Annotated in this window: 23 protein-coding genes; 10 read left to right on the forward strand and 13 right to left on the reverse strand. The window is 71.5% G+C overall.

From position 1 onward, the window contains the following. The first annotated feature begins 25 nt into the window (after positions 1 to 25). The gene (dxs, locus tag LPC10_RS21995; protein ID WP_231344372.1) at positions 26 to 2,002 is read left to right on the forward strand and encodes a 1-deoxy-D-xylulose-5-phosphate synthase; all 1,977 of its coding nucleotides are present in this window, start codon (positions 26 to 28) and stop codon (positions 2,000 to 2,002) included. Between the two features lie 52 nt (positions 2,003 to 2,054). On the opposite strand, the gene LPC10_RS22000 is transcribed toward dxs, so the two are convergent. Beyond that, positions 2,055 to 2,666 carry a superoxide dismutase family protein gene (locus tag LPC10_RS22000; protein ID WP_231344373.1) on the reverse strand — a complete coding sequence of 204 codons (612 nt, stop codon included), beginning with the start codon at positions 2,664 to 2,666 and terminating at the stop codon, positions 2,055 to 2,057. Positions 2,667 to 3,028: 362 nt separating this feature from the next. Between LPC10_RS22000 and LPC10_RS22005 the strand changes: the two genes are divergently transcribed. Both LPC10_RS22005 and LPC10_RS22010 read left to right on the forward strand, forming a co-directional pair. Next, a complete protein-coding gene (locus LPC10_RS22005) occupies positions 3,029 to 3,778 on the forward strand; it encodes a TlyA family RNA methyltransferase (protein WP_231344375.1) in 750 nt (249 codons plus the stop codon). Beyond that, a complete protein-coding gene (locus LPC10_RS22010; protein ID WP_370644599.1) occupies positions 3,768 to 5,078 on the forward strand; it encodes a class I SAM-dependent RNA methyltransferase in 1,311 nt (436 codons plus the stop codon). Before LPC10_RS22005 ends, LPC10_RS22010 begins: the two co-directional genes overlap by 11 nt. Before the next feature lie 73 nt (positions 5,079 to 5,151). Here the strand turns inward: LPC10_RS22010 and LPC10_RS22015 are convergent, their stop codons facing one another. Then, the gene (locus LPC10_RS22015) at positions 5,152 to 6,402 is read right to left on the reverse strand and encodes a DUF563 domain-containing protein (RefSeq protein WP_231344378.1); all 1,251 of its coding nucleotides are present in this window, start codon (positions 6,400 to 6,402) and stop codon (positions 5,152 to 5,154) included. 305 nt (positions 6,403 to 6,707) lie between these two features. Between LPC10_RS22015 and LPC10_RS22020 the strand changes: the two genes are divergently transcribed. Next, positions 6,708 to 7,700, forward strand: a complete 993-nt coding sequence (locus tag LPC10_RS22020; protein WP_231344379.1) for a hypothetical protein — start codon at positions 6,708 to 6,710, stop codon at positions 7,698 to 7,700. A 13-nt stretch (positions 7,701 to 7,713) separates the two neighbouring features. Here LPC10_RS22020 and LPC10_RS22025 read toward each other — a convergent pair whose 3' ends face one another. After that, on the reverse strand, positions 7,714 to 8,442 hold the full coding sequence (locus LPC10_RS22025) for an SOS response-associated peptidase (protein WP_231347119.1): 729 nt from the start codon (positions 8,440 to 8,442) through the stop codon (positions 7,714 to 7,716). A gap of 223 nt (positions 8,443 to 8,665) precedes the next feature. Between LPC10_RS22025 and LPC10_RS22030 the strand changes: the two genes are divergently transcribed. The 3 genes from LPC10_RS22030 (at position 8,666) to ada (ending at position 12,259) form a co-directional block, all read left to right on the forward strand. Further along, entirely contained in the window at positions 8,666 to 9,886 is a 1,221-nt protein-coding gene (locus tag LPC10_RS22030; protein ID WP_231344380.1) for a GNAT family N-acetyltransferase, read from the forward strand. Continuing rightward, on the forward strand, positions 9,883 to 11,040 hold the full coding sequence (locus LPC10_RS22035) for a M20 aminoacylase family protein (protein WP_231344381.1): 1,158 nt from the start codon (positions 9,883 to 9,885) through the stop codon (positions 11,038 to 11,040). The genes LPC10_RS22030 and LPC10_RS22035 overlap by 4 nt, the downstream gene beginning before the upstream one ends. 133 nt (positions 11,041 to 11,173) lie before the next feature. Next, entirely contained in the window at positions 11,174 to 12,259 is a 1,086-nt protein-coding gene (ada, locus tag LPC10_RS22040) for a bifunctional DNA-binding transcriptional regulator/O6-methylguanine-DNA methyltransferase Ada (RefSeq protein WP_231344382.1), read from the forward strand. A 4-nt stretch (positions 12,260 to 12,263) separates the two neighbouring features. Here ada and LPC10_RS22045 read toward each other — a convergent pair whose 3' ends face one another. Beyond that, a complete protein-coding gene (locus tag LPC10_RS22045) occupies positions 12,264 to 13,274 on the reverse strand; it encodes a cation diffusion facilitator family transporter (protein WP_231344383.1) in 1,011 nt (336 codons plus the stop codon). Between the two features lie 211 nt (positions 13,275 to 13,485). On the opposite strand from LPC10_RS22045, the gene LPC10_RS22050 reads away from it, so the two are divergent. Then, positions 13,486 to 13,917, forward strand: coding sequence for an HIT family protein (locus LPC10_RS22050; protein WP_231344384.1), 432 nt, complete (start codon positions 13,486 to 13,488; stop codon positions 13,915 to 13,917). Between the two features lie 49 nt (positions 13,918 to 13,966). Here LPC10_RS22050 and LPC10_RS22055 read toward each other — a convergent pair whose 3' ends face one another. From LPC10_RS22055 to LPC10_RS22080, 6 genes are all read right to left on the reverse strand, one after another. Then, positions 13,967 to 14,374, reverse strand: coding sequence for a PilZ domain-containing protein (locus tag LPC10_RS22055; RefSeq protein ID WP_231344385.1), 408 nt, complete (start codon positions 14,372 to 14,374; stop codon positions 13,967 to 13,969). A gap of 82 nt (positions 14,375 to 14,456) precedes the next feature. After that, entirely contained in the window at positions 14,457 to 14,705 is a 249-nt protein-coding gene (locus LPC10_RS22060) for a hypothetical protein (protein WP_231344386.1), read from the reverse strand. Between the two features lie 140 nt (positions 14,706 to 14,845). Further along, positions 14,846 to 16,726 (reverse strand): glycoside hydrolase family 15 protein, encoded by a 1,881-nt coding sequence (locus LPC10_RS22065; RefSeq protein ID WP_231344387.1) that lies wholly within the window; start codon positions 16,724 to 16,726, stop codon positions 14,846 to 14,848. A gap of 92 nt (positions 16,727 to 16,818) precedes the next feature. Next, on the reverse strand, positions 16,819 to 17,919 hold the full coding sequence (nagA, locus tag LPC10_RS22070; RefSeq protein WP_370644741.1) for an N-acetylglucosamine-6-phosphate deacetylase: 1,101 nt from the start codon (positions 17,917 to 17,919) through the stop codon (positions 16,819 to 16,821). 160 nt (positions 17,920 to 18,079) lie between these two features. Further along, positions 18,080 to 19,105, reverse strand: coding sequence for an SIS domain-containing protein (locus LPC10_RS22075; protein ID WP_231344389.1), 1,026 nt, complete (start codon positions 19,103 to 19,105; stop codon positions 18,080 to 18,082). Further along, complete coding sequence (locus LPC10_RS22080; protein ID WP_166060796.1) at positions 19,102 to 19,989, reverse strand: N-acetylmuramic acid 6-phosphate etherase; 888 nt, start codon at positions 19,987 to 19,989, stop codon at positions 19,102 to 19,104. The genes LPC10_RS22075 and LPC10_RS22080 overlap by 4 nt, the downstream gene beginning before the upstream one ends. A gap of 307 nt (positions 19,990 to 20,296) precedes the next feature. Here LPC10_RS22080 and LPC10_RS22085 point away from each other — a divergent pair, with 307 nt between their 5' ends. Together LPC10_RS22085 and LPC10_RS22090 are read left to right on the forward strand one after the other, a co-directional pair. Beyond that, entirely contained in the window at positions 20,297 to 21,076 is a 780-nt protein-coding gene (locus LPC10_RS22085; protein WP_231347120.1) for an endonuclease/exonuclease/phosphatase family protein, read from the forward strand. A gap of 76 nt (positions 21,077 to 21,152) precedes the next feature. Further along, on the forward strand, positions 21,153 to 22,217 hold the full coding sequence (locus tag LPC10_RS22090) for an asparaginase (RefSeq protein ID WP_231344390.1): 1,065 nt from the start codon (positions 21,153 to 21,155) through the stop codon (positions 22,215 to 22,217). A 92-nt stretch (positions 22,218 to 22,309) separates the two neighbouring features. Here LPC10_RS22090 and LPC10_RS22095 read toward each other — a convergent pair whose 3' ends face one another. The 3 genes from LPC10_RS22095 to LPC10_RS22105 form a co-directional block, all read right to left on the reverse strand. Then, entirely contained in the window at positions 22,310 to 23,839 is a 1,530-nt protein-coding gene (locus LPC10_RS22095; RefSeq protein ID WP_370644602.1) for a phospholipase D-like domain-containing protein, read from the reverse strand. After that, a complete protein-coding gene (locus LPC10_RS22100) occupies positions 23,836 to 24,519 on the reverse strand; it encodes a TVP38/TMEM64 family protein (protein WP_231344392.1) in 684 nt (227 codons plus the stop codon). Before LPC10_RS22100 ends, LPC10_RS22095 begins: the two co-directional genes overlap by 4 nt. 114 nt (positions 24,520 to 24,633) lie before the next feature. Then, positions 24,634 to 25,044, reverse strand: a complete 411-nt coding sequence (locus tag LPC10_RS22105) for a hypothetical protein (RefSeq protein ID WP_231344393.1) — start codon at positions 25,042 to 25,044, stop codon at positions 24,634 to 24,636. Between the last annotated feature and the right edge of the window lie 70 nt (positions 25,045 to 25,114).

Raw genomic sequence — 25,114 nt, forward strand, 5'->3', positions numbered from 1 at the left:
TCACTTCGGGCATGAGGCTGGTCCGGTGGCACTAGCGGACACGACGATCCTAGAGGGTCTTGAGACGCCGGATCGTCTCCGGCTTCTGCCGGAGAGCGAGCTGCAGACAGTGGCCGACGCGGTGCGCGCCGAGATGATCGACGCGGTGTCGATCACCGGCGGCCATCTCGGCTCGGGCCTGGGCGTGGTCGAACTCACCGTGGCCCTGCACCACGTGTTCGACACCCCCGACGACCGCATCGTCTGGGACGTCGGGCACCAGTGCTACCCGCACAAGATCCTCACCGGACGGCGCGACCGCATCCGGACGCTCCGCCAGGGCGGCGGGTTGTCGGGCTTCACCAAGCGCTCCGAGAGTGAGTACGACCCCTTCGGCGCGGCGCACTCCTCCACCTCGATCTCCGCCGCGCTCGGCATGGCGGTGGCCCGCGACCTCGACGAGGCGGAGGCCAAGGCCAAGGGCGGCCCGGCGCCGAAGCGCCGCAACATGATCGCGGTGATCGGCGACGGCTCGATGTCGGCCGGCATGGCGTATGAAGCCATGAACAATGCCGGCGCGCTGCACTCGCGCCTGATCGTCATCCTCAACGACAACGACATGTCGATCGCGCCGCCCGTCGGCGCCATGTCGGCCTACCTCGCGCGGCTGGCCTCCGGCGGCACCTACCGTTCGCTCCGCGAGACCGCCAAGCAGCTCGGCAAGCTCTTGCCGAAGGCGCTCTACCAGCGCGCGGCGGCGGCCGAAGAGTATGCCCGCTCGCTGATCGTGGGCGGCGGCACGATGTTCGAGGAGATGGGCTTCCACTATGTGGGCCCCGTCGACGGGCACAACCTCGATCATCTGCTGCCGGTCCTGAAGAACGTGCGCGACTCGGATCAGGGCCCGATCCTGCTTCACGTGGTGACGCAGAAGGGCAAGGGCTACGCGCCGGCTGAAGCATCCGCCGACCGCTACCACGGCGTGGTGAAGTTCGACGTGGTCTCAGGGGTCCAGGCCAAGGCCAAGGCGAACGCCCCGGCCTATACGCGGGTGTTCGGCGAGAGCCTGATCAAGGCGGCCGATGCCGACCCGAAGGTAGTGGCGATCACCGCGGCGATGCCCGGCGGCACCGGCATCGACCTGTTCGGCAAGGCGCATCCGGACAAGACCTTCGACGTCGGCATCGCCGAGCAGCACGCGGTGACCTTTGCCGGCGGCTTGGCCACTGAGGGCTACAAGCCGTTCGTGGCGATCTACTCGACCTTCCTGCAGCGGGCCTACGATCAGGTCGTGCACGACGTGGCCTTGCAGAACCTGCCCGTGCGCTTCTGCCTCGACCGGGCCGGTCTCGTCGGCGCGGACGGGGCGACGCATGCGGGTGCGTTCGATCTGGCCTATCTCTGCTGCCTGCCGAACATGACGGTGATGGCGGCGGCCGACGAGGCCGAGCTGGTGCACATGGTGGCGACCTGCCACGCGCATGATTCGGGCCCGATCGCCCTGCGCTATCCGCGCGGCGAGGGTGTCGGCGTCGAGTTGCCGGAGAGGGGCGAGCCGCTCGCCATCGGCCGCGGGCGCGTGGTGCGGCGCCCCGAGGGCGCGCGGGTGGCGCTGCTGTCGCTGGGCACGCGCCTGTCGGAGGCGTTGAAGGCGGCCGACGCGCTGGAGGCGGAGGGTGTTGCGGCGACGGTGGCCGATGCGCGCTTTGCCAAGCCGCTGGACGCGGAGCTGATCGTCGATCTGGCCATGCACCACGAGGTTCTGGTGACGGTGGAGGAGGGCTCGGTCGGCGGCTTCGGCGCGATGGTGCTGCACCTCTTGTCGGAGCGGGGCGTTCTGGATGCGGGCCGTGTCCGGGTTCGCACGCTGACGCTGCCGGACCTGTACCAGGACCACGACAAGCCGGAGAAGATGTACGCCGAGGCCGGTCTCGACGCCGAGGGCATCCTCAAGGCCGTGCGCGCCGCTCTGCCGGAGAAGGCGGTGCAGCGCGAGGGCAGCGTGGTGAGCCTGAAGCGGTAGCCCGCACGGAGAGGAACCCTCCCCCGCAGAGGGGGAGGGTTTTGCGTCGCCTTTACTTGATCACCGCGCAGCCGATCCGTGGGCCCGCCCCGCCGATGGGCTGGCTGGTGTGGTCGTCCTCGTTGGCGTGGATGATCAGCGCCGAGCCGTCGCCGTCGCGCAGGCCGCCCTCGCCGGTCAGCGGGGTCTCGCTCGACACTTCCGCGTTCACCGAGCCGTCGGCGTTGGCGTAGACGTTGGGCAGGTCGCCCTCGTCCGGACCATCGGGGTTGAGCAGGCCGTGCTTGCTCTGGTCGTGATTCACGTGAGCCTTCGACTTCTCGAACTTCTCGGTGTCCGAGCAGTCGCCAACCGCGTGGAAATGGATGCCGTGCCAGCCCGGAGGCAGGCCGCCGGGCTGAATCGTCACCCGCATGGCCAGCGAATTCGCCCCGTCGCGGATCATGATCTTGCCGATGGTCTCGCCCTTGCCGTTCGTGATCCCGCTCTCGTAGGTCTGCGGCGCGCCCGCAGCCTCCGCCTTGGCGGGCGGCTGGGCCGTCTCCTTCGGCGCTTCCTTCGGTGCCTCCTTGGCGTCTTGCGCGAAGGCGGGTCCGGCAAGGCCCGCGAGCAGGGCTGCGACCAAGGGGATGTGGCGGACAGCAGGCATCGTGGCCCTTTGCATGATGGCACCTCTCATGAACCGACTCACTCCGTTGCTGCGACCCGGCGGTCCCGTCCGGCATCCCGCCACCGCTTGAGGCGGTGCGCGATCCAGGCTACCCGGCAAAAGCGGATTTCGCATCGCCCTTGATCGGACGAGCCGGCACGCGCCGTCTCAGGTGATGCTCTAGGTAACGCGAAGCGGTGCGTTTCGACAGGGGACGGGCTATCCGTCCGATCACTTGCGCATCGTTCCGAGGGGCGATGACCGGTTCTCGTAAAACAGCCGGTGCGGAATCGAGGCCCGCGGCGATCGGCCCGGATCCGATGTCAGGGCGGCCGTCGCGGCTGCGGCGGAGCGGTTTTCGAAAGAGGAAGGACCCGATGACGGGTGAGCGGCGGCGGGCCGACCTTTTCCTGGTCGAGAACGGGCATTTCCGCAGCCGGGCGCAGGCGCGGGCGGCGATCGAAGCCGGCCTCGTCCGCGCCGACGGCTGCCTCGTCGCGCGTCCCTCCGACCCCATTGGCGCAGGCGCGCGGATCGAGGCGACGGCTCCCCACCCTTACGTCTCCCGCGGCGGCCTGAAGCTCGCGGCGGCGCTCGATGCCTTCGGCCTCGACCCCACCGGCCTGCCCTGCCTCGATGTCGGTGCCTCGACCGGGGGCTTCACCGACGTGCTACTGCGCCGCGGTGCCGCCCATGTCCACGCCGTCGATGTCGGCCGCGACCAACTCGACGCGCGCTTGCGCGCCGACCCGCGGGTGACGAGCCTGGAGGCTACCGATATCCGTGGGCTCGTCCCCGGCGCGATCCAGCCCGCGCCGCGTCTGGCCACCATCGACGTCAGCTTCATCGGCCTGCGGCTGGTTCTGCCGGCGGTTACCGAGCAGCTTGCCGATGAGGCGGCCATCGCCGCGCTGATCAAGCCGCAATTCGAGGCCGGCCGCGAGCGCGTCGGCCGCGGCGGCCTCGTGCGCGATCCGCAAATCCATGCCGAGGTCTGCGAAGGCGTGCGCGCCGTGCTCGTCGGCCTCGGTTTCACCGTCGCCGGGCCGATCCCCTCCCCGATCGAGGGCGGCGACGGCAACCGCGAGTTCCTGGTCGCCGCGAGGCGTTCCTCCCATGATGGATGACATGTCCGACGTGACCGAAGAGAGCCGCCCCGAAGAAACCCTGACCATCGCCCGGCTCGGCGCCCGCGGCGACGGCATCAGCGAGGACGGGCTCCCCGTGCCCGGCGCCCTGCCCGGCGAGCGGGTGCGGGTGCGCCGGGGCGACCGCGTCGGCACGCTGGTCGCCGTCGAGGAAGCCTCGCCGGAGCGGATCGCGCCGTTCTGCCCCTACTTCGCCGCCTGCGGTGGCTGTGCCGTGCAGCACCTCGCGCCCACCCTCTACGCCGAGTGGAAGCGCGGCATCGTCGCCGGGGCGCTGGCGCAGGCACGCATCGAGACGGACCTGCGGCCGCTCGTCGACGCGCGCGGCACCGGCCGGCGGCGGATCACCCTGCATGTGCGCGAGATCGAGGGCCGGGCCGAGGCCGGGCTGATGGCGGCGCGCAGCCACGCGCTGGTTCCGATCGACCATTGCCCGATCACCGTGCCGGGCCTGCACCGGGCGCCCGCGGTGGCGCAGGCGCTGGCCGCCCCGCTCGGGCACGGCCGCAAGCCGCTCGACGTCGCCGCTACCGCGACCGTCACCGGCCTCGACATCGACATCCGCGGCCACGGGAAGGTGAGCGAGGGCGTGCGCGGCGTCCTCACCCGGCTTGCCGGCGAACTCGACCTCGCCCGGCTCTCGATCCACGGCGACGTGGTGGTGGAGCGCCGTCCGCCGGAAGTCGGCGAGGGCCCGGCCCGGCGCGTGCCCCCGCCCGGCGGCTTCCTCCAGGCGACGCAGGCCGGTGAGGCGGCGCTGACCGCCCTGGTGCTGGAGGCGCTGGACGAGGGGAAAGCCAAGGTGCGCCGCGTCGCCGACCTGTTCTGCGGCAGCGGCCCCTTCGCCCTGGCGCTTGCCGCCGGGGGCCGCGAGGTCCATGCCGTCGAGGGCGAGGCCGCGTCGATCACCGCCCTCACCCGCGCCTACCGCGCCGGGGCTGGCTTCGCCCGGATCACCCCGGAGGCCCGCGACCTGTTCCGCCGCCCCCTGCTCGGGCCTGAACTCGACGTCCTCGATGCGGTGGTGTTCGATCCGCCGCGGGCCGGAGCCGAGGCGCAGGTGCGCCGGATCGCGGAATCGAAGGTGCCCCTCGTCGTCGGCGTCGCCTGCGATCCCGGCACCTTTGCCCGCGACGCCGCGACCCTGATCGCCGGCGGCTACCGGCTGGAGCGGGTCACGCTGGTCGATCAGTTCGCATGGTCGGCCCATGTCGAGCTGGTCGGCGTGTTCCGCAAGGAGGCGAAGGCCGCCGGCCGGACATTGCGGCGCCCGCGCTGAGCCTTGGTGGGGAAAGATCGGGGCTCTGCCCCGATACCCCCCAAAGGGATGGTCCCTTTGGAATCCCGGAACCTTACCGCAGACCTTCCGCCGTGAGGGCTTCGCGCAGGACCTCCGGGTCGATCGCGAAATCGCGAAGGTATTCGGGCGCGTCCGACGGGATCCGGGGGCCGAACACCGCCGCGTAGCCCTGGCCGCAGGCGGTGGCGATCTCGCCGTAGAACTGGTCCTCCCAGCCCTCCGGCACGAGGTGAATCACCGGCGTGCCGGGCCGGCAGAACACCGTGTTGGCCATGCCCGCCCCGGCGATGCCGACCACGATCTCGGCCGCCGAGAACCGCACCGCCTGCTGCCGCACGCTGGTGAGTTCGGGATCGAACGCGTCGAAGCCGAGGCCGCGCAGCAGGCCGAGCACCGCCTCGCGGTTGGCGAGCCCCCGCCCCCGCCCCGGATGCCGGTCGACGAACAGGCGCCGGCCCCGCCCGGCCAGCCGCCGGAGCCCGAACAGCGCGCGCGGCAGGCGCGTCCGCGCCCGCACCTGCCGGGTGAGAAAGCGCAGGGCGTGCGGGGATTTGCCCGTGCTCGGCAGGCTGCACGGCGTGGCGTGGTAGAGGCGGGCGAAGTGATAGGACTTGTCGCGGTCGAGGAAGCGGATCGAGACGCCGCTCGACCTCCCGAGACACAGCGCGATCGAGTGCCGTCGGGCTGCGTCGATATGCGGGAAGTAGGAGACGAGCGCCACGGTGACCGGCTCACCTGGCCGGTGCGCACGCAAGTCCTTGAGGGCGCGCAGCCGGGGCAAGTCGTCGATCAGCCAATGGCCGTAATTGAACGAGCCCGCCGAGTTGAGGAGGAGGACGGGACCGGCCTCGGCGACGGTCTCGTCCACGTGCAGGAAATCGGGGCCGGGGCCGGGCACCACGTGCCGCTCCTGCGGTCGGAAGGTCTCGAACAGCACCTGCGGCTGGCCGTCCGCGACGTGGAACAGGGCGTTGCCGGCGAGCCGGACGTCGCGGGTCTCGCACAGGAGCGAGGGCGGCCCCACCGGGCGCGGGGCGGCGAGCGCGGCGCCCTGCTTGACGCGGAAAGCGGCGCTGCCGCCGTAGAGGCGCGGCGGCTCGGGATCGTGCGCGGGAAAGCCGGGAAAGACCTCGCCGATCACCTCGGTCTGCCGGCTCACCCGCCCCCGCAGCCGGTCGAGCAGGGCGGCCTCGCCGGCAAAGCCCCCGTCGCGGTAGAGGCGCGCGGCGTCGCAGGTGAGGACGAGCCCCTCCTCGATCCGCCGCGCATGGGCCGCTGCCTCGTCCGGTCCGGTCTCTTGCAATCCTGCCTCGTCCAATTCCGCTCCTCGCGGATCGTCACCCGCTCAAGACATTCGCAATACGGCGAGAGCATCGTCCCGAAAGGTGGCCGCCGACTTTCGGAAAATGACGATGCGTGAACAAACGGATAGAGCATCGTGCCGGATCGGATATCCGGCACGATGCTTTAGCACAGCGCTGCGGGCGAGGCCCGCCGCGCATTGCCGGCTCACGCAGCATTTGCCTTGGAGCAACCGGGGCCTGTAGGAGCCTCGGCCCGCCCGCGCGTTCGGCATCGGCGAAGACGGTTGAGAAGAACGGGATTTTCGTGTCGGACACGGCCACCGATCACATCCATGTCGGCAAGGACGGCTGGCTCTTCGTCGTGGCCGGCAGCAACAACGTCATCGCGCAGTTCAATGCGTCGGGCTTCATGGCGCACCAGAGCGAGCTGTGGCGCCAGCGCATCGCCGCCCGCGCGGCGCGGGCGCGCGGGCTCGGCATCGCCTACCACCACCTCGTCGTCCCGGAAAAGCTCAGCGTCTACGACAACTTCCTCGACGGGATCGCGGTCGATCCCCGCCTCTCCCCGGCCCGCCGCCTGATCCGCGGCCTGCCGCGGCGGCGCTGGTTCTCGCGGCTGAAGGGCTGGCTGCGGGAATGGCCGACGACGCGCGTCCTGCGCCGGACCTGCATCGACCTCGTCGCGCCGATGCGGGCGGCGCGGGCGGGCGAGGATCTGTTCTACCGCACCGACAGCCACTGGACCTTCGCCGGCTGCCATCTCGCCTATCGCGCGATCTGCCGCACGCTGCGGGCCGAGCCCTGCCCGGATCTCGCGAGCCGCGGCTTCCACGAGACCGAGATCTCCGGCGACCTCGGGGGGCGCTTCGATCCGCCCCGCACCGAGCAGACCCGGCTCCACACGATCCAGCGCGACGCCGTGCGCCGCTACGCCAGCCCGATCGTGGCGGCGCGGGAGGCGGCCGGCCGGGCCGACACGCTCCATGTCGGCTCGCACGTGATCTACGCCAATGCCGCGGCGCGCGACCCGCGCCGTCTCGTCCTGTTCGGCGATTCGTATTCGCACTTCGCCCCGCTGATGCTCACCATCATGCTGGCCGAGACGTTTTCCGAGGTGCATTTCGTCTGGAGCACCTCGGTCGATTGGTCCTATGTCGAGCGGGTCCGGCCCGACATCCTGCTGACCGAGATCGCCGAACGCTTCATGTTCCGCGTCCCCGACGACGACTTCGACCTCGAGGCCTACGCCGCGGAGAGGTTCGGAGCCGAACTCGCCGGGGGCGGAGAGGCGGCCTGAGGCAGCCCGTCCCTCAGAACAGCTCGCCCTGCACGGCTGGCGTCCGCGCCGGGGCCGCGGGCGGGCGCGCGGCCAGCGGCTCGGGAAGCGCGGCATCGTCGTTGCGCACGCTGTTGACGCGCTCGCTCACCGGATCGAGCCGCAGCCAGTCGTCGGGGCAGGGCCGGCACAGGCGGGCCGCCTCGGGGGCATCCACCGCCGCGTCGAGCCACGCGCCGATCGATTCCGGCGCCAGGATCGCCGGCATCCGCTCGTGGATCGCGCTGAGGGTCCCGTTGGCCGTGCAGGTGACGATCGCCGCGGTATCGACCTCCGAGCCGTCGGCGCCCATCCAGGGCTCCCACAGGCCGGCGAGCGCCATCGGCGCCCCGTCGGCCCGGCGCACGGCGAAGGGCGTCTTCGTCGCGGTTCTGCCTTCTCCGTCGCGGCGCCACTCGTAGAAGCCGTCGGCGAGGAAGACGCAGCGGCGGTGGCGCAGCGCCCCGCGGAAGGCCGGCTTCTCGGCGGCCGTCTCGATGCGCGCGTTGAACAGGGTGGGGAAGTCCGACGGGTCCTTGAGCCAGCCCGGCCACAGGCCCCAGCGCATCAGCCGGAAGTGCCGCTCGCCCTGCTCCCGCACCACCACCGGCACCGGCTGGGTCGGGGCCACGTTGAAGCGGCCGGGGAAGTTCGGCTGTTCCGGGTAGCCGTAGAGGGCGCGGTAGACCTCCGGCGGCTGGCCGATGAAGAAGCGCCCGCACATGGATGTGATATGGGCGCGCGGCAGGGGCCGGAGCAAGCTGTGCGGGCCTCCGACTCACCAGCAATGACCGAACCCCGACCCACCGCCTCATCCTTCGAGGCCGCTTTCGCGGCACCTCAGGATGAGGAGGAGAGTTGGATCGAGGGCGGCTCCCGTTTTGTCGCGCCTTGCCGATGCCGATCCGGTATCCACTTCCGCGCTCGAGCGCTCTACCTTGGCGACCATGACCACCCCCGCGACGGCGAACGCTTCCGAGCCCGTCCTGCAGGTGCGCGCCGTGCCGGGCATGGCCCGCTTCGACGCGGCCGAGTGGGACGCGCTCGCCACCTCCCCCGAGACGCTGGGCGCCGGCGACGAGACCTTCAACCCGTTCACCTCCCACGCCTTCCTCTCGGCGCTGGAAGAGGCGGGCTGCGTCTCCCGCCGCACCGGCTGGCTGCCTCTGCATGTCCGCGTCGAGCGCGAGGGCCGGCTCGTCGGCGCCGCGCCCTGCTACCTCAAATCCCACAGCCAGGGCGAATACGTGTTCGACCATGGCTGGGCCGATGCCTACGAGCGGGCCGGAGGCAGCTACTACCCGAAGCTCCAAGTGAGCGTGCCGTTCACGCCAGTGACCGGCCCCCGCTTCCTCGTCGCGCCCGGCGAGGATCCCGACACGGCGGCTGCGGCCCTCGTCGCGGGCCTGCGTGCCCTGCGGGCCGAGACCGAGGCCTCCTCGATTCACCTCACCTTCCTGCGCGAGCGAGAGGCCGTGCAGGCGGAGGCGCTCGGGATGATGCCGCGCATGGACCAGCAGTTCCACTGGCTGAACGAGGGCTATGGCGGCTTCGAGGATTTTCTCGGGGCGCTCGCCTCGCGCAAGCGCAAGGCGATCCGGCGCGAGCGGCGGGACGCCCTGAGCCGGGGGATCACGGTCGAGCACAGGACCGGCGCCGACATCACGGAGGCCGACTGGGACGCCTTCTACGAGTTCTACCAGGATACCGGCGCCCGCAAATGGGGCCGGCCCTACCTCAACCGGACGTTCTTCTCGCTGATCGGCGAGCGGATGGCGGATCGCATCCTGCTGGTGATCGCCCGGAATGCCGGCCGGCCGATCGCCGGGGCCATCAACTTCATCGGCGACACGGCGCTGTACGGCCGAAACTGGGGTTGCATCGAGGATCACCCCTTCCTGCATTTCGAGGTCTGCTATTATCAGGCCATCGACTTCGCGATTGCCCGCGGGCTGAAGCGGGTCGAGGCCGGCGCCCAGGGTGAGCACAAGCTCGCCCGCGGCTACCGCCCGGTGCCGATGTACTCGGCCCACGACATCGCCGATCCGGCACTGGCCCGTGCCGTCGGCGATTATCTGCAGCGGGAGCGCCGCCACGTGCGCGCGGCGATGGCCGAGTACGAGGCGATGTCGCCCTTCCGCCGGACCTGTGAGGACGCAAGCGAATGACTGTCATCGACCGCATCCGCACCTATGCCGACGAGCTGACCGCCCTGCGGCGCGATCTCCACGCCCATCCCGAGATCGGCTTCGAGGAGGTCCGCACCTCCGGCATCGTCGCCGAGCACCTCGAAAGGTTCGGCATCGAGGTCCACCGGGGCCTCGGCAAGACCGGCGTCGTCGGCGTGCTGCAGGGCCGGCCGGGCTCGCGCCGGATCGGGTTGCGCGCCGACATGGACGCCCTGCCGATCACCGAGGAGACCAACCTCCCCTACCGCTCCACCGTGCCGGGGAAGATGCATGCCTGCGGGCATGACGGGCACACCACCATGCTGATCGGCGCCGCCCGCTACCTTGCCGAGACGCGGGATTTCGACGGCACCGCCGTGTTCGTGTTCCAGCCGGCGGAGGAGGGTCTGGGCGGCGCCCGCGCCATGATCGCCGACGGCCTGTTCGAGAAGTTTCCGGTCGATGAGATCTACGCGATCCACAACGCGCCGCACGGGCCGCACGGCGTGCTGCAGGTGAAGCCCGGCCCGATCATGGCGGCGGCCGACTTCTTCGACATCCGCATCACCGGCCGCGGCGCGCACGCGGCGATGCCGCATCAGGGTATCGACCCGATCGTGGTTGCCACGGGGCTGGCACAGGCGATGCAGTCGATCGTCAGCCGCAACAGCAACCCGCTGAAATCGGCGGTGGTCTCGATCACCCAGATCCATGCGGGCGCGGCCTACAACGTCATCCCCGAGGGCGCGCATCTCGCCGGCACCGTGCGCACCTTCGACCCGGATCTGCGCAAGCTGATTGCGCGCCGCATCCGAGAGCTGGCGGCGGGCTTCGCCACGGCCTACGGCGCCACTATCGAGGTGGACCTGCGCGACGTCTTCTCGGTCCTCGACAACCATCCCGAACAGGCCGCCGCGGCGGCCGAAATCGCCACCGAGCTGTTCGGCCCCGACAAGGTCGAGGCCAACACCGTGCCGCGCATGGGCAGCGAGGATTTCGCCGACATGGTCGCAGCGGTGCCCGGCGCCTATGCCTGGCTCGGTGCCACGCCGGGGGCCGGCCTGCACAATGCGAGCTTCGACTTCGACGACAGCCTGATCCCCCTCGGTGCGGCCTACCTCGCGCGGATGGTGGAGCGGCGCACGGCGGCGTAACCGGGATGCGCCCCTCTCCCCGCATGCGGGGAGAGGGGGGTTGCGGCGGTATCGGGATTCGACAGCAAGGGACGGGATGCGCCGCTCGCGTCGCTCGGTCAGGATCGCTCATCCCAATATTCCCGGAGGAGCCATGCTCGCCGAATCCGAGACCGCCCTGCCCGACGAGGCGCCGCTCACTGAGGCGCGGATGCGGGCGGCCGTCGCCGCGCGCGATGCCGGCTTCGACGGGTGCTTCGTCTACGCGGTGCGCTCGACGGGCGTCTATTGCCGGCCGGGCTGCCCGTCGCGGGCGGCGCGGCCCGAAAACCTCTCCTTCCATGCCGGTCCGGCCGAAGCGGAGTCGGCCGGCTTCCGGCCCTGCCGCCGCTGCCGGCCGGACGAGCCGGCCCCGTCTGAGCGGCAATCGGAACAAATCACCCGCGCCTGCCGGCTGATCGAGGCGGCGGAGACGCCGCCCTCCCTCGACGCGCTCGCTCGAGCGTCGGGCTTGAGCCCGTTCCACTTCCACCGCGTCTTCAAGGCCGTGACCGGGGTGACGCCGGCGGCTTATGCCCAGGCGCACCGCGCGGCCCGCGCCGCCGACAGCCTCGCGGAGGGGAAGAGCGTGACCGAGAGCGTCTACGCGGCGGGCTACGGTGCGCCGAGCCGGTTCTATGCGGACGGGGCGGAGCGGCTCGGCATGAGCCCGTCGGCCTACCGCAAGGGCGGCGCGGGGGAGCGGATCGCCTTCGCGGTCGGCCCCTGCGCCCTGGGGCGGGTGCTGGTCGCGGCAACCGGGCGGGGGATCTGCGCGATCCTGCTCGGCGACGACGAAGAGGGGCTCCGGCGCGATCTCGCAGCGCGCTTCCCCCACGCGGAGATCGCGGAGGGCGCGGCGGATTTCGCGGCGACGGTGGGCGCGGTTGTCCGCCTCGTCGAGACGCCGGGCGCCGCCTTCGACCTGCCGCTCGACATCGGCGGCACCGCCTTCCAGCAGCGGGTCTGGCAGGCCCTGCGCCGGATTCCGGCCGGCACCACCGCGACCTATGCCGAGATCGCCCGCGTCATCGGCGCGCCGGCCGCGGTGCGGGCGGTGGCCATGGCCTGCGGCGCCAACGCGCTGGCGGTCGCGATCCCCTGCCACCGGGTGGTGCGCTCGGACGGGGCGCTCTCAGGGTATCGTTGGGGCACGGCGCGCAAGGCGGCCCTGCTCGCCCGCGAGGGCGGCGAGGGGTAGGGGATCAGGCCGGCACGGCCGAACCGGGCGGGGCCGCGTCGGGGCCGGTGGGCGCGTCGGTCGGCGCGCGACCCGCGGCGTGGGCCTTCCGTGCCTGGATCTCGATGAAGACGCGGGTGACATTGCGGCTCTTCGCCTTGATGCGGCTCTCCAGCCGCGCCACCGTCCGCTCGACCTCGCCCGCGGGTACGTCGTCGGCGAAGTCGAGGCTGAGGTTCACCAAGATGTCGGACGGGCCGAGATGCTGCGTCAGCACCTCGTTGACATGCTGCACGGCCGGCTCCTCCCGCACCGCCGCCTGGATCGTGCGCACAACGTCCGGGTCGGCGGCCTCGCCGATCAGCAGGCCGTGGGTCTCGATCATCAGGAAGATCGACATGCCGATCAGCACGAGGCCGATCCCGATCGAGGCCCAGCCGTCGAGCGCCGGCTTGTCGAGCATGTGGGCGAGCACCACGCCGGTCATGGCGATGACGAGGCCGATCAGCGCGGCCACATCCTCGACGAGGATGGTGTAGAGTGACGGATCCTTGCTGCGGTGGATCGCCGACAGCGCGCCGTGCTCGCCTTTCTCCGCCCAGAACGCCTTGAGCGCGACAAGGCACGAGTACCCCTCGGCCAGGATGGCGAAGCCGAGGATTGCGACGTTCACCCAGAAGCCGGACAGGTGGACGCCGAACACCGTCGAGTCGGTGATGGGCTCGGGATGCTCGATCTTGTGCGCGCCCTCGTAGATCGCGAAGATGCCGCCGCCGAGGAAGATGAACAGGGCGACGATGAAGGCGTAGAAATACACCTCGCGCCCGTAGCCGAAGGGATGCTTGGCATCCGCCGGCTTCTTCGCCCGCTTCAGACCAACGAGCAGCAGGAGCTGGTTGGCGGTGTCGACCAGTGAGTGCGCGCCCTCGGCCAGCATCGCCGTCGAACCGGTCAGGAAGGCGCCGACGAACTTGGCCGCCGCGATGGCGAGGTTGGCGCCCGCCGCCGTGTAGATCGCACCCGTGCTCTCGGCCATGGCCCGCTCCCTGGAGCATCGTTCCGCTTCGGCATTCCCCGAAAGCCGGAAGCGACCTTTCGGGACGATGCCGGTGCGGCGCAGGCTCACATCGCCTGCCGCCGTCACGGGGGCGTCAACGCGGCCGGAGCGGTCAAGGTTGCTGGGAGCAAGGTTGCTGGGAGACTGCGGCCCGTGCAACGTGCCGCCCGTTTCTGCGAGGAGCCGTGCGATGACGCCCTACGATCCGGACAACATCTTCGGGAAGATCCTGCGCGGGGAGATCCCCGCCCACAAGGTCTACGAGGACGAGCACAGCCTCGCCTTCATGGACGTGATGCCCCAGGGCGAGGGCCACACCCTCGTCATCCCGAAGGCGCCCTCGCGCGGGCTGCTCGACGCCGAGCCGCAGACGCTCGCCGCGCTGATCGGCACGGTGCAGCGGGTCGGGCACGCGGTGAAGGCGGCTTTCGACGCGGACGGTCTGACGCTGTTCCAGTACAACGAGCCGGCGGGGGGGCAGACGGTGTTCCACCTGCACTTCCACCTCGTGCCGCGCCACGACGGCGTGCCGCTGAAGCGCCACGAGGGCGGCATGGCCGACAATGCCGTACTGGCCGAGCACGCCGCGCGCATCCGGGCGGCGCTGGAGGCCGCGGCCTGATCCGGTTCAAGCGACGTCCGCCCGTGCCTTGGCGGGGGCGGGCGTCGCTTCAGGCGAGCTGGGGACCTCTCGCCGATCCGGTGCCCATGGTGGCGATGACGGAGCGCAGGCCGGCATTCTCGGCCTCCAGCTCGGCGATCCGGCGCAGCAGGATGGCGATCGACGGGTCGGTCGCCGGTGCCGGCTCGGGGGAGGCAGGCTTATGGGCTTCCGCGAAGGCGACGCCGACCGCGTCGCCGCGGCGCCAGCGCAGGTTCGACCGCAGGGTCATTTCCTTCTGCGGGATGTAGAGGTCGAACGATTCCGGCAGGGTGTTGGTCTCGCTCAGTTCCAGCCGCGCACCCATCTCCGAGAAGTCGCGGATGAGGCAGTCCATGCTGGACGCCCCCTTGTTGAAGTGGATCCTTCCCTTGAGGAAGGTCCGCTTGCGCGTCTCCTGGCGCTTCTCGCTCATCATGATCGGTCTCCGGCCCCTCCGACGGCCCGATCTATCTGCCATGCCGGCCGTTAAGGAATGCTCGACACGATCGCGCACGCGCTCACGACCGGTCGGCCGATCGGTCCGTCCCGCCCTCGTCGAGGCACTGGAACAGGTAATAGCCGTTGAAGCGCACGGCGGTCGCCGCGGCGCGGTCGTCGAATCCGGGCGGAGGGCTCTTGCTGCCGTCGATTCGCCCGCCGAAGGTCCAGCGCCGTCCGCCGACGAAGCGCGGCACGGCGCAGCTCTCCGGGACCGCGCAAAGGAGCGATTCCTGGCCCCGGCGACGGAACAGGTTGTAGCTTCGCATCGGATCACCTCCGCATCGCCGCCCCTCGGACGAAGGGTTAACCCGACAATCGGTCCGGTTTGTGTCGATCGACGCGGATCGCGCCGGCCAAGTCATTTCATCGGACAGGTCATTTCATCGGACAGGTCACGTCATGTCGTTCACGCCGGGACCACCTCGGGCTGCGCCCGGCAATCCGGCTCGTCGGTCCGGGTCCCGCCCTCGTCCGCGGCCAAGCGGACGGCGTGGTTGATCACCGCCATGTGGGTGAAGCCCTGGGGCAGGTTCCCGCGCTGCTCGCCCGATTCCGCGTCGATCTCCTCGGCGAACAGGTCGAGGTCGTTGCCCCGCGCCAACAGCCGTTCGAACAGGGCGGTCGCCTCATCACCTCGCCCGGCCAGCGCGAGGCAGCCGACCCGCCAGAAGGCGCAGGCGGTGAAGGTCGCCTCCTCGCCGATCAAGCCGTCATCGATCCGGTAGCGGTAGAGGAGGTCGCCCGCGCCGAGTTCAGCGCCGATGCGTTCGAGGGTTTGCGCGACGCGCGGATCGTCCGGGTCAAAGGCGTCGAACAGCACGGCGCGCAGCACCGCCGCGTCGAGATCGTCCGCCCCATAGGCCATGGTGTAGGCGCCGCGCGACGGATTCCAGCCGCGCGCATGATACTCCGCGCGGATCTCGGCGGCGGCCTGCTCCCACCGCTCGATCGTTTCCGCGTCGGCGAGCCGGTGCTTTGGATCGGAGCGGGCGATCTGCACGGCGCGGTCGAGACCGACCCAGAGCATCGCCTTGGTGTGCAGGCTCTGGCGCTTCTCCGTCCGCATTTCCCACAGGCCGTGGTCGGGGGCGTGGCGGGCGCGCAGGATGTGGTCGGTGAGGTGGCCGAGCGCCTCGGGCAGGTGGTCGTTGACCTTGACCGGCGGGTCGTAGTCCACCGCCTCCAGGTAGCCGTGCAGCGCCACCAGGAATTCGCCGTAGATGTCGTACTGCTCCTGATCCGCCGCCGCGTTGCCGATCCGGACCGGTGTGACGCCGCGCCAGCCGCGCAGGTGGTCGAGGCACTCCTCCGGCGGCACCTCGCCGCCGAGGGCGTACATCAGGTGGAGGTTGCGGCCCCGGCTGGCATCGGCTTCGCGCAGGAAGCGTAGGAACTCGGCAGCCTCGCGGTCGTAACCCAGGTTGACGAAGGCGGTGACGGTGAAGCTCGCATCCCGCATCCAGACGTAGCGGTAATCGTAGTTGCGGTTGCCCGGTACCGCCTCGGGCAGGCCGACGGTCGCGGCGGCGACGATGCCGCCCGAGGGGCCGTGGGTCAGGAGCTTGAGGGTGAGCGCGCTGCGCAGCACCGTCTCCCGATAGGGCCCATCATAGGTGCAGCGGCCCGACCATTCCTCCCAATAGGTCCGCGTGGCGGCGAGCGAGGCATCGACCGCGTCGAGCGCCCCCTCCCCCGCTGCCCCGTCCTCGCCGTGAGCGATCACGAGGTCGGCACGGGCGCCGGTCGTCAGCGCGAATTCGGCTTTAGCGACTCCCTCGTGGAGGGTAAGCGGCCGGGTGCAGGCGGCGCGGATCGCGTCACCGCCGCCGCGGAAACGGACGCAGGTCTCGCTCTCCGCCGAGGCCTCGGTCGGGGCGCGGGCATAGTCGAAGCGCGGGTGCAGGCGCCAGTGGCCGGCGACGCGGCCCGACACGCAGGCGAGGCGACGCACCACCTGGCCCTGGGCGCGGCCGTCCGGCCCCTCCTCCGGCACGGTTTCGAGGGGATGCAAGGGCATGAAGTCGGTAAGCACCGCCCGGCCGGTGGCGGTGACGAAGGTGGTCTCGAGGATGTTGGTGCCGGGCAGGTAGCGGCGGTTGGTCTCGCGTAGATCCTCGAGCACGAGGCGGCAGGCGCCGCCGCGCTCGCTGTCGAGCAGGGCCAGGAACAAAGCCGGACTGTCGTGCCGGGGCCAGCAGAGCCAGTCGAGCGAACCGTCGCGGGCGATGAGGGCCGTGGTGCAGGTATCGCCGATCACGGCGTAGTCGGCGATGGGTCTGTCCGTCACGGTCGCTTCCGTCGAATGGCGCCGCGCCAACGTTCCCGCAACGCGCAGGGTTCGCCCCTGCGACATCAGGCGACGACAGAGCGAAGGTCGACTCAGGCGGCGTGCTGCCCGCCGATCCAGGTGCCGAGCACGTCGCCCTCAGCGGTGAGCGCGACGAGATCGGCCGCAAAGCCGGGGGCGATCCGGCCGAGCCGGGCATCGAGCCCGAGGAAGCGGGCTGGGGTGAGCGAGGCCATGGCCAGGGCCTCTTCGAGGGAGGCGCCGCCGTGGGTGCGCATGTGACGCACGGCCTCGGCCATGGTGATCGCCGCGCCCGCCAGGGTGCCGTCCTCGCCGGTGAGGCGATCACCGGTTCGGACGATGCGGCGCCCGAACAGGGTGAAGGCGGTGTCCGCGCGGGTGTCGCCGACCGGCGGCATGGCATCGCTCACCAGCATCAGTCGGTCGCGCCCCTTGAGGCGCAGGGCCAGCCGAAGCTGGTCGCCGCCGACATGGTGGCCGTCGGCGATGATCCCGGCAAACGTCGCCTCTTCCGCGAGGGCGACGCCCACCGCGCCGGCCTCGCGCGGGCCGATCTGGGACATCGCGTTGAACAGATGGGTGAAGCCGGTGAGCCCCTCCGCCACCGCCGCCCGGATCGCGGGGCCCGCATCCGCCGTATGCCCGGCGCAGACCCGTGCGCCGCGGGCGACGAGGTCCGCCACCGCGCCGGCCGGCACCCGCTCGGGCGCCAGGGTCACCAGGGTGATGCCCCGCGTCCCCAATCCGGTGAGCAGCTCGGCATCGCCGGGGCCGAATTCGGCGAGGCGGCCGGGATCGTGGATGCCGATCCGCTGCGGGCTCAGGAAAGGCCCTTCGAGGTGGATGCCGAGGATGCCCGGAACGCCCGCACGGATCGCTTCGGCAACGCCCTCGATCGCCGCCCGGATCGCCGGCCGCGTGTCGGTGATGAGGGTGGGCAGCAGGGCGGTGCTACCGCCTTTCCGGTGGGCGGCCGCGATCCGGGCGATGCCGATGACGCTCGAATCGTCGTTGAGCAGCACCCCGCCGCCGCCATTGACCTGACAATCGATGAAGCCCGGCGCCAGGACCGCGCCGGCCGGCAGCTGCACGAGCGGCACGTTGGCGGGCGGTTCGGCGGTGACGTCGGCGATCCGCCCACCGCGCAGGACGACGACGCGGTCGCCGAGCATCCGCTCGCCGTCAAAGACCCGCTCGACGGCGAGGGCGCAATGATCCTGAGCTCCCAAAGGGATCAGCCCTTCGGCGGGGTATCGGGGCAGCGCCCCGATGGGATCCCAGGGCTCTGCCCTGGACCCGCGAAAAGGCTCGCCTTGTCGAAATCCGGATTCATCACAGCGTCTCCGTCACCTTGGTGAGGCCGGTTGGCTTGTCCGGGTCGAGGCCGCGGCGGCGGGCCTCCGCCTCGATGGCGCGGTAGGCCGGCACCAACATGGTGATGGGATCGCAGGCTGGATGGCCGTCCCCGATCCAGGGCAGCGTGCCGAGGGGGCCGCCGCAGGCATGGACCCGCAGGCCGTCCGCGGTCAGATCGCGCACCAGATCGTCCACGCCCTCGGCCAGCGGGTCGGCCTGGCGCAGGGCCAGGACCGGCGTCGCCGCCGAGACGGAGGCGCGGGGGCCGTGGCGCAGCTCCGCCGCCGAGTAGCCGAGGGCCGGCAGGCGCAGGGTCTCGGCGAGCTTGAGCGCGATCTCGCGCAAGGGGCCAAGGCTGTGGCCGCGCCCGGTGACGAAGGCTGTCGGCGCCTCCGCGAGATCGGCGCTCCAGGCCGACCAGTCGAGGGCGAGCGCTCGGTCGAGCCGCTCCGGCATGGCGGAAAGCCCCTGTTCCAGCTCCCGATCGCCGGCCCAAGCGGCCACGAGCGCTGCGCCCGCGATGGCTGAGTTCGTCACCGTCTTGGTGGCGGCGACCGCCTGCTCCGGTCCGGCGAGGATCGGCAGGACGAGGTCGCTGGCTTGCGCGGCCGGCGAGTCGGGATCGTTGACGAGGGCGAGCGTCAGGGCGCCGCCCGCGCGTGCGGCTTGCGTCGCCGCGACGAGATCGGGCGAGCGGCCCGATTGCGAGACCACGACGAAGAGCGCACCCGCGACCTGCGGCGGGCGGGCATACCCCGTCACCACCGAGGGCGCGGCGGCCGAGACCGGCAGGCCGAGCCGCGTCTCGATCAGGTAGCGCAGATGGACGCCGGCATGGCCCGAACTGCCCCGCCCGCACACCACTACGAAGGGGAAACTCTCGGCCCTCAGCCGCGCGCCGATGCGGGCCGCCTCGCCCGCCGCCAGCACCGCTTCGGCGGCAGCGGGAATCTCGGCGATCTCCCGCGCCATGAAGGTCGTCATCGAGGTCGTTGCAGTCATGATCGCCCCACTTCACGAAGCGCCCGGCGCAAGCTGCCGTCGTGGCGGTTGAGCAGGTCGTCGGCCCGCATCACGCTCATTCCTCCGGCGATCAGCACCGCGCGCTTGATGTCGCCCTCGGCCCGCGTCAGCGCGTCGGCGGCCGTCTCCGCCGGGCAGCCGGCGAGTTCGGAGACCATGGCGACGCCGCGGGCGCGTAGCTTCCGGTTGGTCGCCCGCATCGCCACCATCCGCCCGCGATAGACCCGGCCGAGCCGGATCATCACCAGAGTCGAGAACAGGTTGAGGATCACCTTCTGCGCCGTGCCCGCCTTCATGCGGGTGGAGCCCGCCAGCACCTCTGCTCCGGTCGCGGCGAGGATGCCGTGGGCGGCCTCGCGCAGGATCGGCGCCTCGGGATTGTTGCTGATGCCGACGGTGACGGCGCCGAGGATGCGGGCCGCCTTCAGCGCCTCGACGGTGAACGGCGTCGAGCCGCTGGCGGCGAGCCCTATCACAACGTCGCGCGGGCCGATCTCGGCACGGCTGATCCAGGTCGCCCCGTCGGAGGCGGAATCCTCCGCATCCTCCACGGCGCGCAGCAGGGCGCCCTCCCCGCCGGCGATGGCGAAGCCGAGCTGCGTCTCCGGCCAGTCGAAGGTCGGCGGCAATTCCGCTCCGTCCTGCACGCCGATCCGCGCCGAGGTGCCGGCCCCGACATAGACCAGCCGCCCGCCCTCGCGCAGGCCCGGCTCGGCGGCCCGCGCCGCCGCCTCGATCGCCGGCAGGGCCGGCCCCACCGCCGCGACCGCCGCGAGCTGGCCCTCCCAGAGCGCCTGGAGGATATCGAGCCCGCCCCAGGCATCGAGATCGACGTAGCGGGCGCTGGCGTCCTCGGTCCTCATGCCTCGGTCCTCATGCCCCGCGCACCTCTCTCGTCCGCATCACGTCCATCCGCTCCTGCTCTCGCCGCACCGTGCGCCTCGCCCTTTCGAAAGAGGTCATCCCCGATGCGGTTCCGCCGAGCTCGGAAAACGGCTGTCGGCGCGGTTTTGCCGCGCGGACGGTGCCGCGATCAGGGATCGGTTGGCCGGTCCCGGCGTTCGGTTGGCGCGCCTCTCCGGTCCTTGGCAGACGGATGCGCGGGGATCGGCCGGGGGAGGGGGCGTGCGCGGGGAGCCAATCGAAGGGCAGACGGAGGAGCGGCCACGGATCGCGGCGGAGGCGCCGAATCCGGTGGCGTCGCGGCGCCTGCGCCTTGTCACCTACAATGTCCGCCACTGCCGCGGCACCGACGGGCGGGTGGCGCCGGAGCGGGTCGCGCAGGTGATCGCTGCCTTGGAGCCCGACATCGTCGCGCTCCAAGAGGTCGATGTCGGACGTGCGCGCACCGGCGGCCTCGATCAGGCGGAGGAGATCGCGCGGCTCGTCGGCATGTTCGCGCATTTCCACCCGGCCCTGCATATCGAGGAGGAGCGCTACGGCGACGCGCTGCTCACCCACCTGCCCTCGCGGCTCAAGCGCGCCGACGCCCTGCCCGGCCTGCTGCAGCGCCCCGGCCTGGAGCCGCGCGGCGCCCTCTGGGTCGAGGTGAGTGCGGGTGATGTTGCGCTCCAGGTTCTCACCACCCATTTCGGGCTGCTCGGGGCGGAGCGCATCGCCCAGGCCGAGGCGCTGCTCGGACCCGACTGGCTCGGCGATCCCGCCTGCCGTGTGCCGACGGTGCTGCTCGGCGATTTCAACGCCACCGGCTGGTCGCGCGCCTACCGCCGGCTGAGCCGACGCCTCACCGATGCGCGCCGCCTGACCGGGGACCGTCGCTGGCGCGGCGGGGCGAGCTTCCCGAGCCGCTTCCCCCTGCTGCGCATCGACCATGTCTTCGTCAGCGAGCAGGTCGCCGTCGAGCGCGTCGCGGTGGTGGACACTCCGCTGGCGCGGCAGGCCTCCGATCACCTGCCGGTTCTGGCGGAGATCCGGATCGGGCCGGGTTGAGGGTTTGCACCCGCACGCGCATGGTCGCCCGCGAGCCGGCCCGACGACCGGCCGTGGACGGGAGAGAACGCGCGTGATGATGAAGACCACCGGACCTCTGACCGCCCTCGGTCTCGCCGCCCTGATCGCGCTCGCCGGGCCGGCGCTCGCCGAACCGCCGCGGATCGCCGTGGTCGCGACCGGTGGCACCATCGCGATGAAGCTCGATCCGACGACCCACGCGCCGGTTCCGGCGCTCTCCGGCGCGGATCTCGTGACGGCGGTGCCGAAGCTCAAGGACATCGCCACCATCGAGGTCACCGAGTTCAGCAATGTGCCGAGCGACTATATGGGCCCGGACCGCTGGCCGGCGCTGGCTCGCCGGATCGACGCGCTGCTCGCCGATCCCGGCATCCGCGGGGCGATCGTCCTGCACGGGACCGACACCCTGGACCAGACCGCCTACTTCCTCGACCTGACCCTGAAGAGCGACAAGCCTGTGGTGCTGGTGGGCGCGCAGCGCAACGCCTCCGACGCCGATGCCGACGGGCCGCGCAACCTCCTCAACGCCGCCCGCCAGATCCTGGCCGAGGGCGCGGTCGGCCAGGGGGTGACGGTGACGCTCAACCACCGCATCAACGCGGCCCGCGAGGTGCGCAAGACCCACACCAGCAACGTCGAGACCTTCAACTCGGGCGAGGCCGGCATCCTCGGTTACGTGGACGAGGATCGCGTCGTGTTCGGCCGCCGCTCCCTGCGCCGCCAGACCCTGCCGCTGCCGGAGCGGATGCCGCGGGTCGATCTCGTGGCGATGTATGCCGGCGCGGACGGCTCGCAGGTGCGGCACGCCGCTGAGAGCGGCGCCGAGGCGATCGTGGTCGAGGCCTATGGCTGGGGCAACGTCAATGCCGAGATGCACGACGCCATCGCCGAGGTCATCGCCAAAGGCGTGCCGGTGATCGTGGCGACCAAGGTCGCGGATGGCCGCGCGCTGCCGGTCTACGGCTTCAAGGGCGGCGGCAACACCCTGCGCAAGGCCGGCGCCGTGTTCGCGGGCGACCTCACGCCGGACAAGGCGCGCATCCTCACCCTGCTCGCCCTGCCCGCGGACAAGGACGCGCGGAAAGATCAGGCGGCTCTGCAGCGCGTGTTCGACAAGTAGTCGTCAGGACGGCCCCGTCGCCGGACCTCCTTCGAGCCGGGCTTTCGAAGATCGGCTCGATCGACCCGTCCCGGCGCCCGCGAAACAGGGGCTCAGGTCGCCTCTAAAACCTCCCCCGGCGATGGCGCCCCGGCCTTCGAAGCCACCTCGCCTCTGGCTCGGCGCAGCGCCTTGCGCCGCCGCCAGGGGCGCCACGCATCGGCGGGGCTCACCGGGTCGCCGAGATGGAACGCCTCGACGAGGCGGGCCACGGGGCCGCGGCGGGAGGGAACCAGCGGGCAGACCCGTGGGCTCGGCATCAACCGGGGATCGTCGAGCACCGCCCGCAGGGAGCCGCGGGCCTCGAAGGCCTGCGCGAACACGTCGGGCGGGCAGCCGCCGTGATGGGCGAGCAGCCGCACGAGCAGCCGCCGCACCGCCGCGCGGGATTCACCGTCCTCGGGCGGCACCTCCACGGCCAGATCGCACTCGGTGTCGTAGCCGAAGGAGCGGTTGTTGAGGTTGGTCGAGCCGATCCGGAGCAGGCGCTCGTCGATGATCGCGACCTTGGCGTGAACCAGGATCGGCCGGCGCTTCTCGGTATGCGGCGCCACGATCCGCAGGCGGCCGAAGCGATCTGCGCGCCGCAAGCCGCGGATCAGGCCGCGGCGTGCGCTGTCCATGGTCAGGCGGTCGAAGCCGCTCGGGCTGCGCTCGGACAGGACGATCACGATCTCCGGCCCCTCCGGCTCGGCGAGGCGCGCGGCCAGCGCCTCCGCCACCACCGGCGAGGCGAGGTACTGGTTCTCCAAATAGATGAACCGCTCCGCCGCACGGATCGAGGCGAGATAGAGGGCGGCGCTCTCCGTGACCGCCGCACGGCCGCCGAGCGGCGGATCGGTCCGGGCGATGCCCACCGTCACGTCGGTCAGGTGCGGCGCCAGGGTGCCGGGCCAGGGATCGTGATCGGCCTCGGAATCGGCGAAGGGGAAGGTCTCGCCGGTGGCGCGGCGCCAGCGCTCGCGGGCCAGTTCGGCCAGGGCGGTGGCGGCGGAGCGATCGACCAGCATCATCACGTCGTGGCGCGGCGGGTAGTCCTCGCCCGACGGCAGGCGGCGGCGGGGATCGCGGTCGCGGTGGGCAGGCGTGTCCCAGCGGTTCACCTCGAAATCGCTGCCGCCGCAGAAGGCGATCCGATCGTCGATCACCAGGATCTTCTGATGTTGGCAGGCGCCGAAGGGCAGCGTGCTGTCGATGCGGAAGTCGATATCGGGGCCGAGGCTCGCGCGCACGCTGTCGGGCGTGTGGTCGTTGCCCGCCGAGATCGGCCAGGGCATGTCCCAGATCAGGATGCGGACGGCGAGTTCCGGCCGCGCCGTCTTGAGGCGGCGCAGCAACTCGGCCAGCGTCTCGCCGGCATCCGGCGCATCGCCCGGCAACAGGCGCGAGCGCGGATCGAAGCTCCAGCCGATCAGGGTGATGGAGCGGCGCGCGTTCAGTAGCGCCGCGTGGGCGGCGGCGAAATAGGCCGCGCCGTCATGCAGCACCGCGGCGCGCCCCGCCCGCTCCTGCCGCCAGCAGGTGAGCCCGGGCCGCAGCCAGCTCTCGGCCGATCCTTTGCCCACTCCGAGATCCATCCTCATGCGCGGGCCGGCTTGCCCGTCTCAAGCTTGGCCCGCACCCGCCGCCGGGTCAGTTCCACCGCCGCCACGGTGGCGAGAAGGCCGAGACCGAGGGTGATCCAGTGGGTCGGCTCGTCGCTGCCGGCATGGCGGCCGATCACGCCGAGATAGACGCAGACCAGAGTGCCCGGCAGCATGCCGATGATTGTGGAGACCAGATAGGCGGAGGTGCGGACATCCGTCACCCCGAACACGTAGTTCTGGGCGTTGAACGGCACGAAGGGACTGAGCCGCATCAGGGTCATCAGCCGCCAGCCGCCGTCGCCGACCGCCTCCACGGTGGCATTCAGCGCCGGCCGGCGCGCGATCAGCCCCCGCACCCGCTCGCGAAACAAGTAGCGGGCGGCCACGAAGGCGAGCCAGGAGCCGAGTGTCGCCGCGAGCAGCACCACCGGCATCACCGCCCAGCCGAAGGCGACCGCCCCGGCGATGGTGAGCGGCGTGCCCGGCACGACGAGGAGGGTCGCGAGGAAGAACAGCACGCCGAAGGCCGCGAGGCCGTAGGGGCCGAGACCGTTCGCCCAATTCGAGAAGGCGCGCAGCCAATCCTCGACGGGCAGGAGGTACCATGCGCCGACCGCCAGGGCGGCGGCGCCGGCCGTGGCTGCCCAGGTCTGGGCCGATCGGCTGGGTCTGTCCATTCGGTGGCTCGAGGGGGAACGGCGCGGCGAGTGTCCGCGTCCGCAAACCTTTGGCCGGCGTAACTGTTCCCGCCAAGCTCGGCCGTTTTCGCGTGCCTCGTCCGGCTCCTGCCCCTACCAGTCGCGGTCGAGCCGCACTGCGATCCGGCTCGGGCGGGCGTCCGCCAGCGTCCGTTCGAGAGACGCGAGCGCTTGCCGGGCCTTGCTCAGGCGGGCGCTGCACCACCGGCGCTCGTAGCCTCGCGGCGCGATCACCGCCTCGCCGAGGCGGTCGCCGGCCAGAACGAAACGATCCACCGCCCGCCGGATCCGCGGGGTCTCCTCGGTCAGCACGCAGAGGTCGGAGAGCGTGTTGCGCAGGGCATGCAGCTCGTTGCGGCCCCCGTTCTCCCCGGTCAGCGTAACGAGCGTCCGCTCCATGTGAACGATGAGACCCGCCAGAGGCTCAGGCACGCGACGGGCGAACTCGTCGCCGTCGCGGCGATCGAGCCCTTCCCGCCCAAGCCCGTGCAGGGCGACTCCCATATCGATTCCCCCCTTTATCCGGCGTCACGGAGCGGCCGCGAATCGCGACAGCCCCTGTGCGCAAAGGGTT

Source organism: Methylorubrum sp. B1-46, assembly GCF_021117295.1.
Lineage (GTDB): Bacteria > Pseudomonadota > Alphaproteobacteria > Rhizobiales > Beijerinckiaceae > Methylobacterium.

Excerpts from the sequence above, each read along its gene's own strand:
- nagA (WP_370644741.1), bottom strand. The coding sequence starts at position 17,919 with ATGCTCGGCGACCGCGTCGTCGTCCTGCGCGGTGGGCGGATCGCCGAC.
- LPC10_RS22055 (WP_231344385.1), bottom strand. The coding sequence starts at position 14,374 with ATGATGAGCGAGAAGCGCCAGGAGACGCGCAAGCGGACCTTCCTCAAG.
- LPC10_RS22075 (WP_231344389.1), bottom strand. The coding sequence starts at position 19,105 with ATGACTGCAACGACCTCGATGACGACCTTCATGGCGCGGGAGATCGCC.
- LPC10_RS22000 (WP_231344373.1), bottom strand. The coding sequence starts at position 2,666 with ATGCAAAGGGCCACGATGCCTGCTGTCCGCCACATCCCCTTGGTCGCA.
- ada (WP_231344382.1), top strand. The coding sequence starts at position 11,174 with ATGCTCGCCGAATCCGAGACCGCCCTGCCCGACGAGGCGCCGCTCACT.
- LPC10_RS22100 (WP_231344392.1), bottom strand. The coding sequence starts at position 24,519 with ATGGACAGACCCAGCCGATCGGCCCAGACCTGGGCAGCCACGGCCGGC.
- LPC10_RS22050 (WP_231344384.1), top strand. The coding sequence starts at position 13,486 with ATGACGCCCTACGATCCGGACAACATCTTCGGGAAGATCCTGCGCGGG.
- LPC10_RS22090 (WP_231344390.1), top strand. The coding sequence starts at position 21,153 with ATGATGAAGACCACCGGACCTCTGACCGCCCTCGGTCTCGCCGCCCTG.
- LPC10_RS22035 (WP_231344381.1), top strand. The coding sequence starts at position 9,883 with ATGACTGTCATCGACCGCATCCGCACCTATGCCGACGAGCTGACCGCC.
- LPC10_RS22080 (WP_166060796.1), bottom strand. The coding sequence starts at position 19,989 with ATGAGGACCGAGGACGCCAGCGCCCGCTACGTCGATCTCGATGCCTGG.
- LPC10_RS22010 (WP_370644599.1), top strand. The coding sequence starts at position 3,768 with ATGATGGATGACATGTCCGACGTGACCGAAGAGAGCCGCCCCGAAGAA.
- LPC10_RS22025 (WP_231347119.1), bottom strand. The coding sequence starts at position 8,442 with ATGTGCGGGCGCTTCTTCATCGGCCAGCCGCCGGAGGTCTACCGCGCC.
- LPC10_RS22030 (WP_231344380.1), top strand. The coding sequence starts at position 8,666 with ATGACCACCCCCGCGACGGCGAACGCTTCCGAGCCCGTCCTGCAGGTG.
- LPC10_RS22095 (WP_370644602.1), bottom strand. The coding sequence starts at position 23,839 with ATGAGGATGGATCTCGGAGTGGGCAAAGGATCGGCCGAGAGCTGGCTG.
- LPC10_RS22045 (WP_231344383.1), bottom strand. The coding sequence starts at position 13,274 with ATGGCCGAGAGCACGGGTGCGATCTACACGGCGGCGGGCGCCAACCTC.
- LPC10_RS22005 (WP_231344375.1), top strand. The coding sequence starts at position 3,029 with ATGACGGGTGAGCGGCGGCGGGCCGACCTTTTCCTGGTCGAGAACGGG.
- LPC10_RS22105 (WP_231344393.1), bottom strand. The coding sequence starts at position 25,044 with ATGGGAGTCGCCCTGCACGGGCTTGGGCGGGAAGGGCTCGATCGCCGC.
- LPC10_RS22060 (WP_231344386.1), bottom strand. The coding sequence starts at position 14,705 with ATGCGAAGCTACAACCTGTTCCGTCGCCGGGGCCAGGAATCGCTCCTT.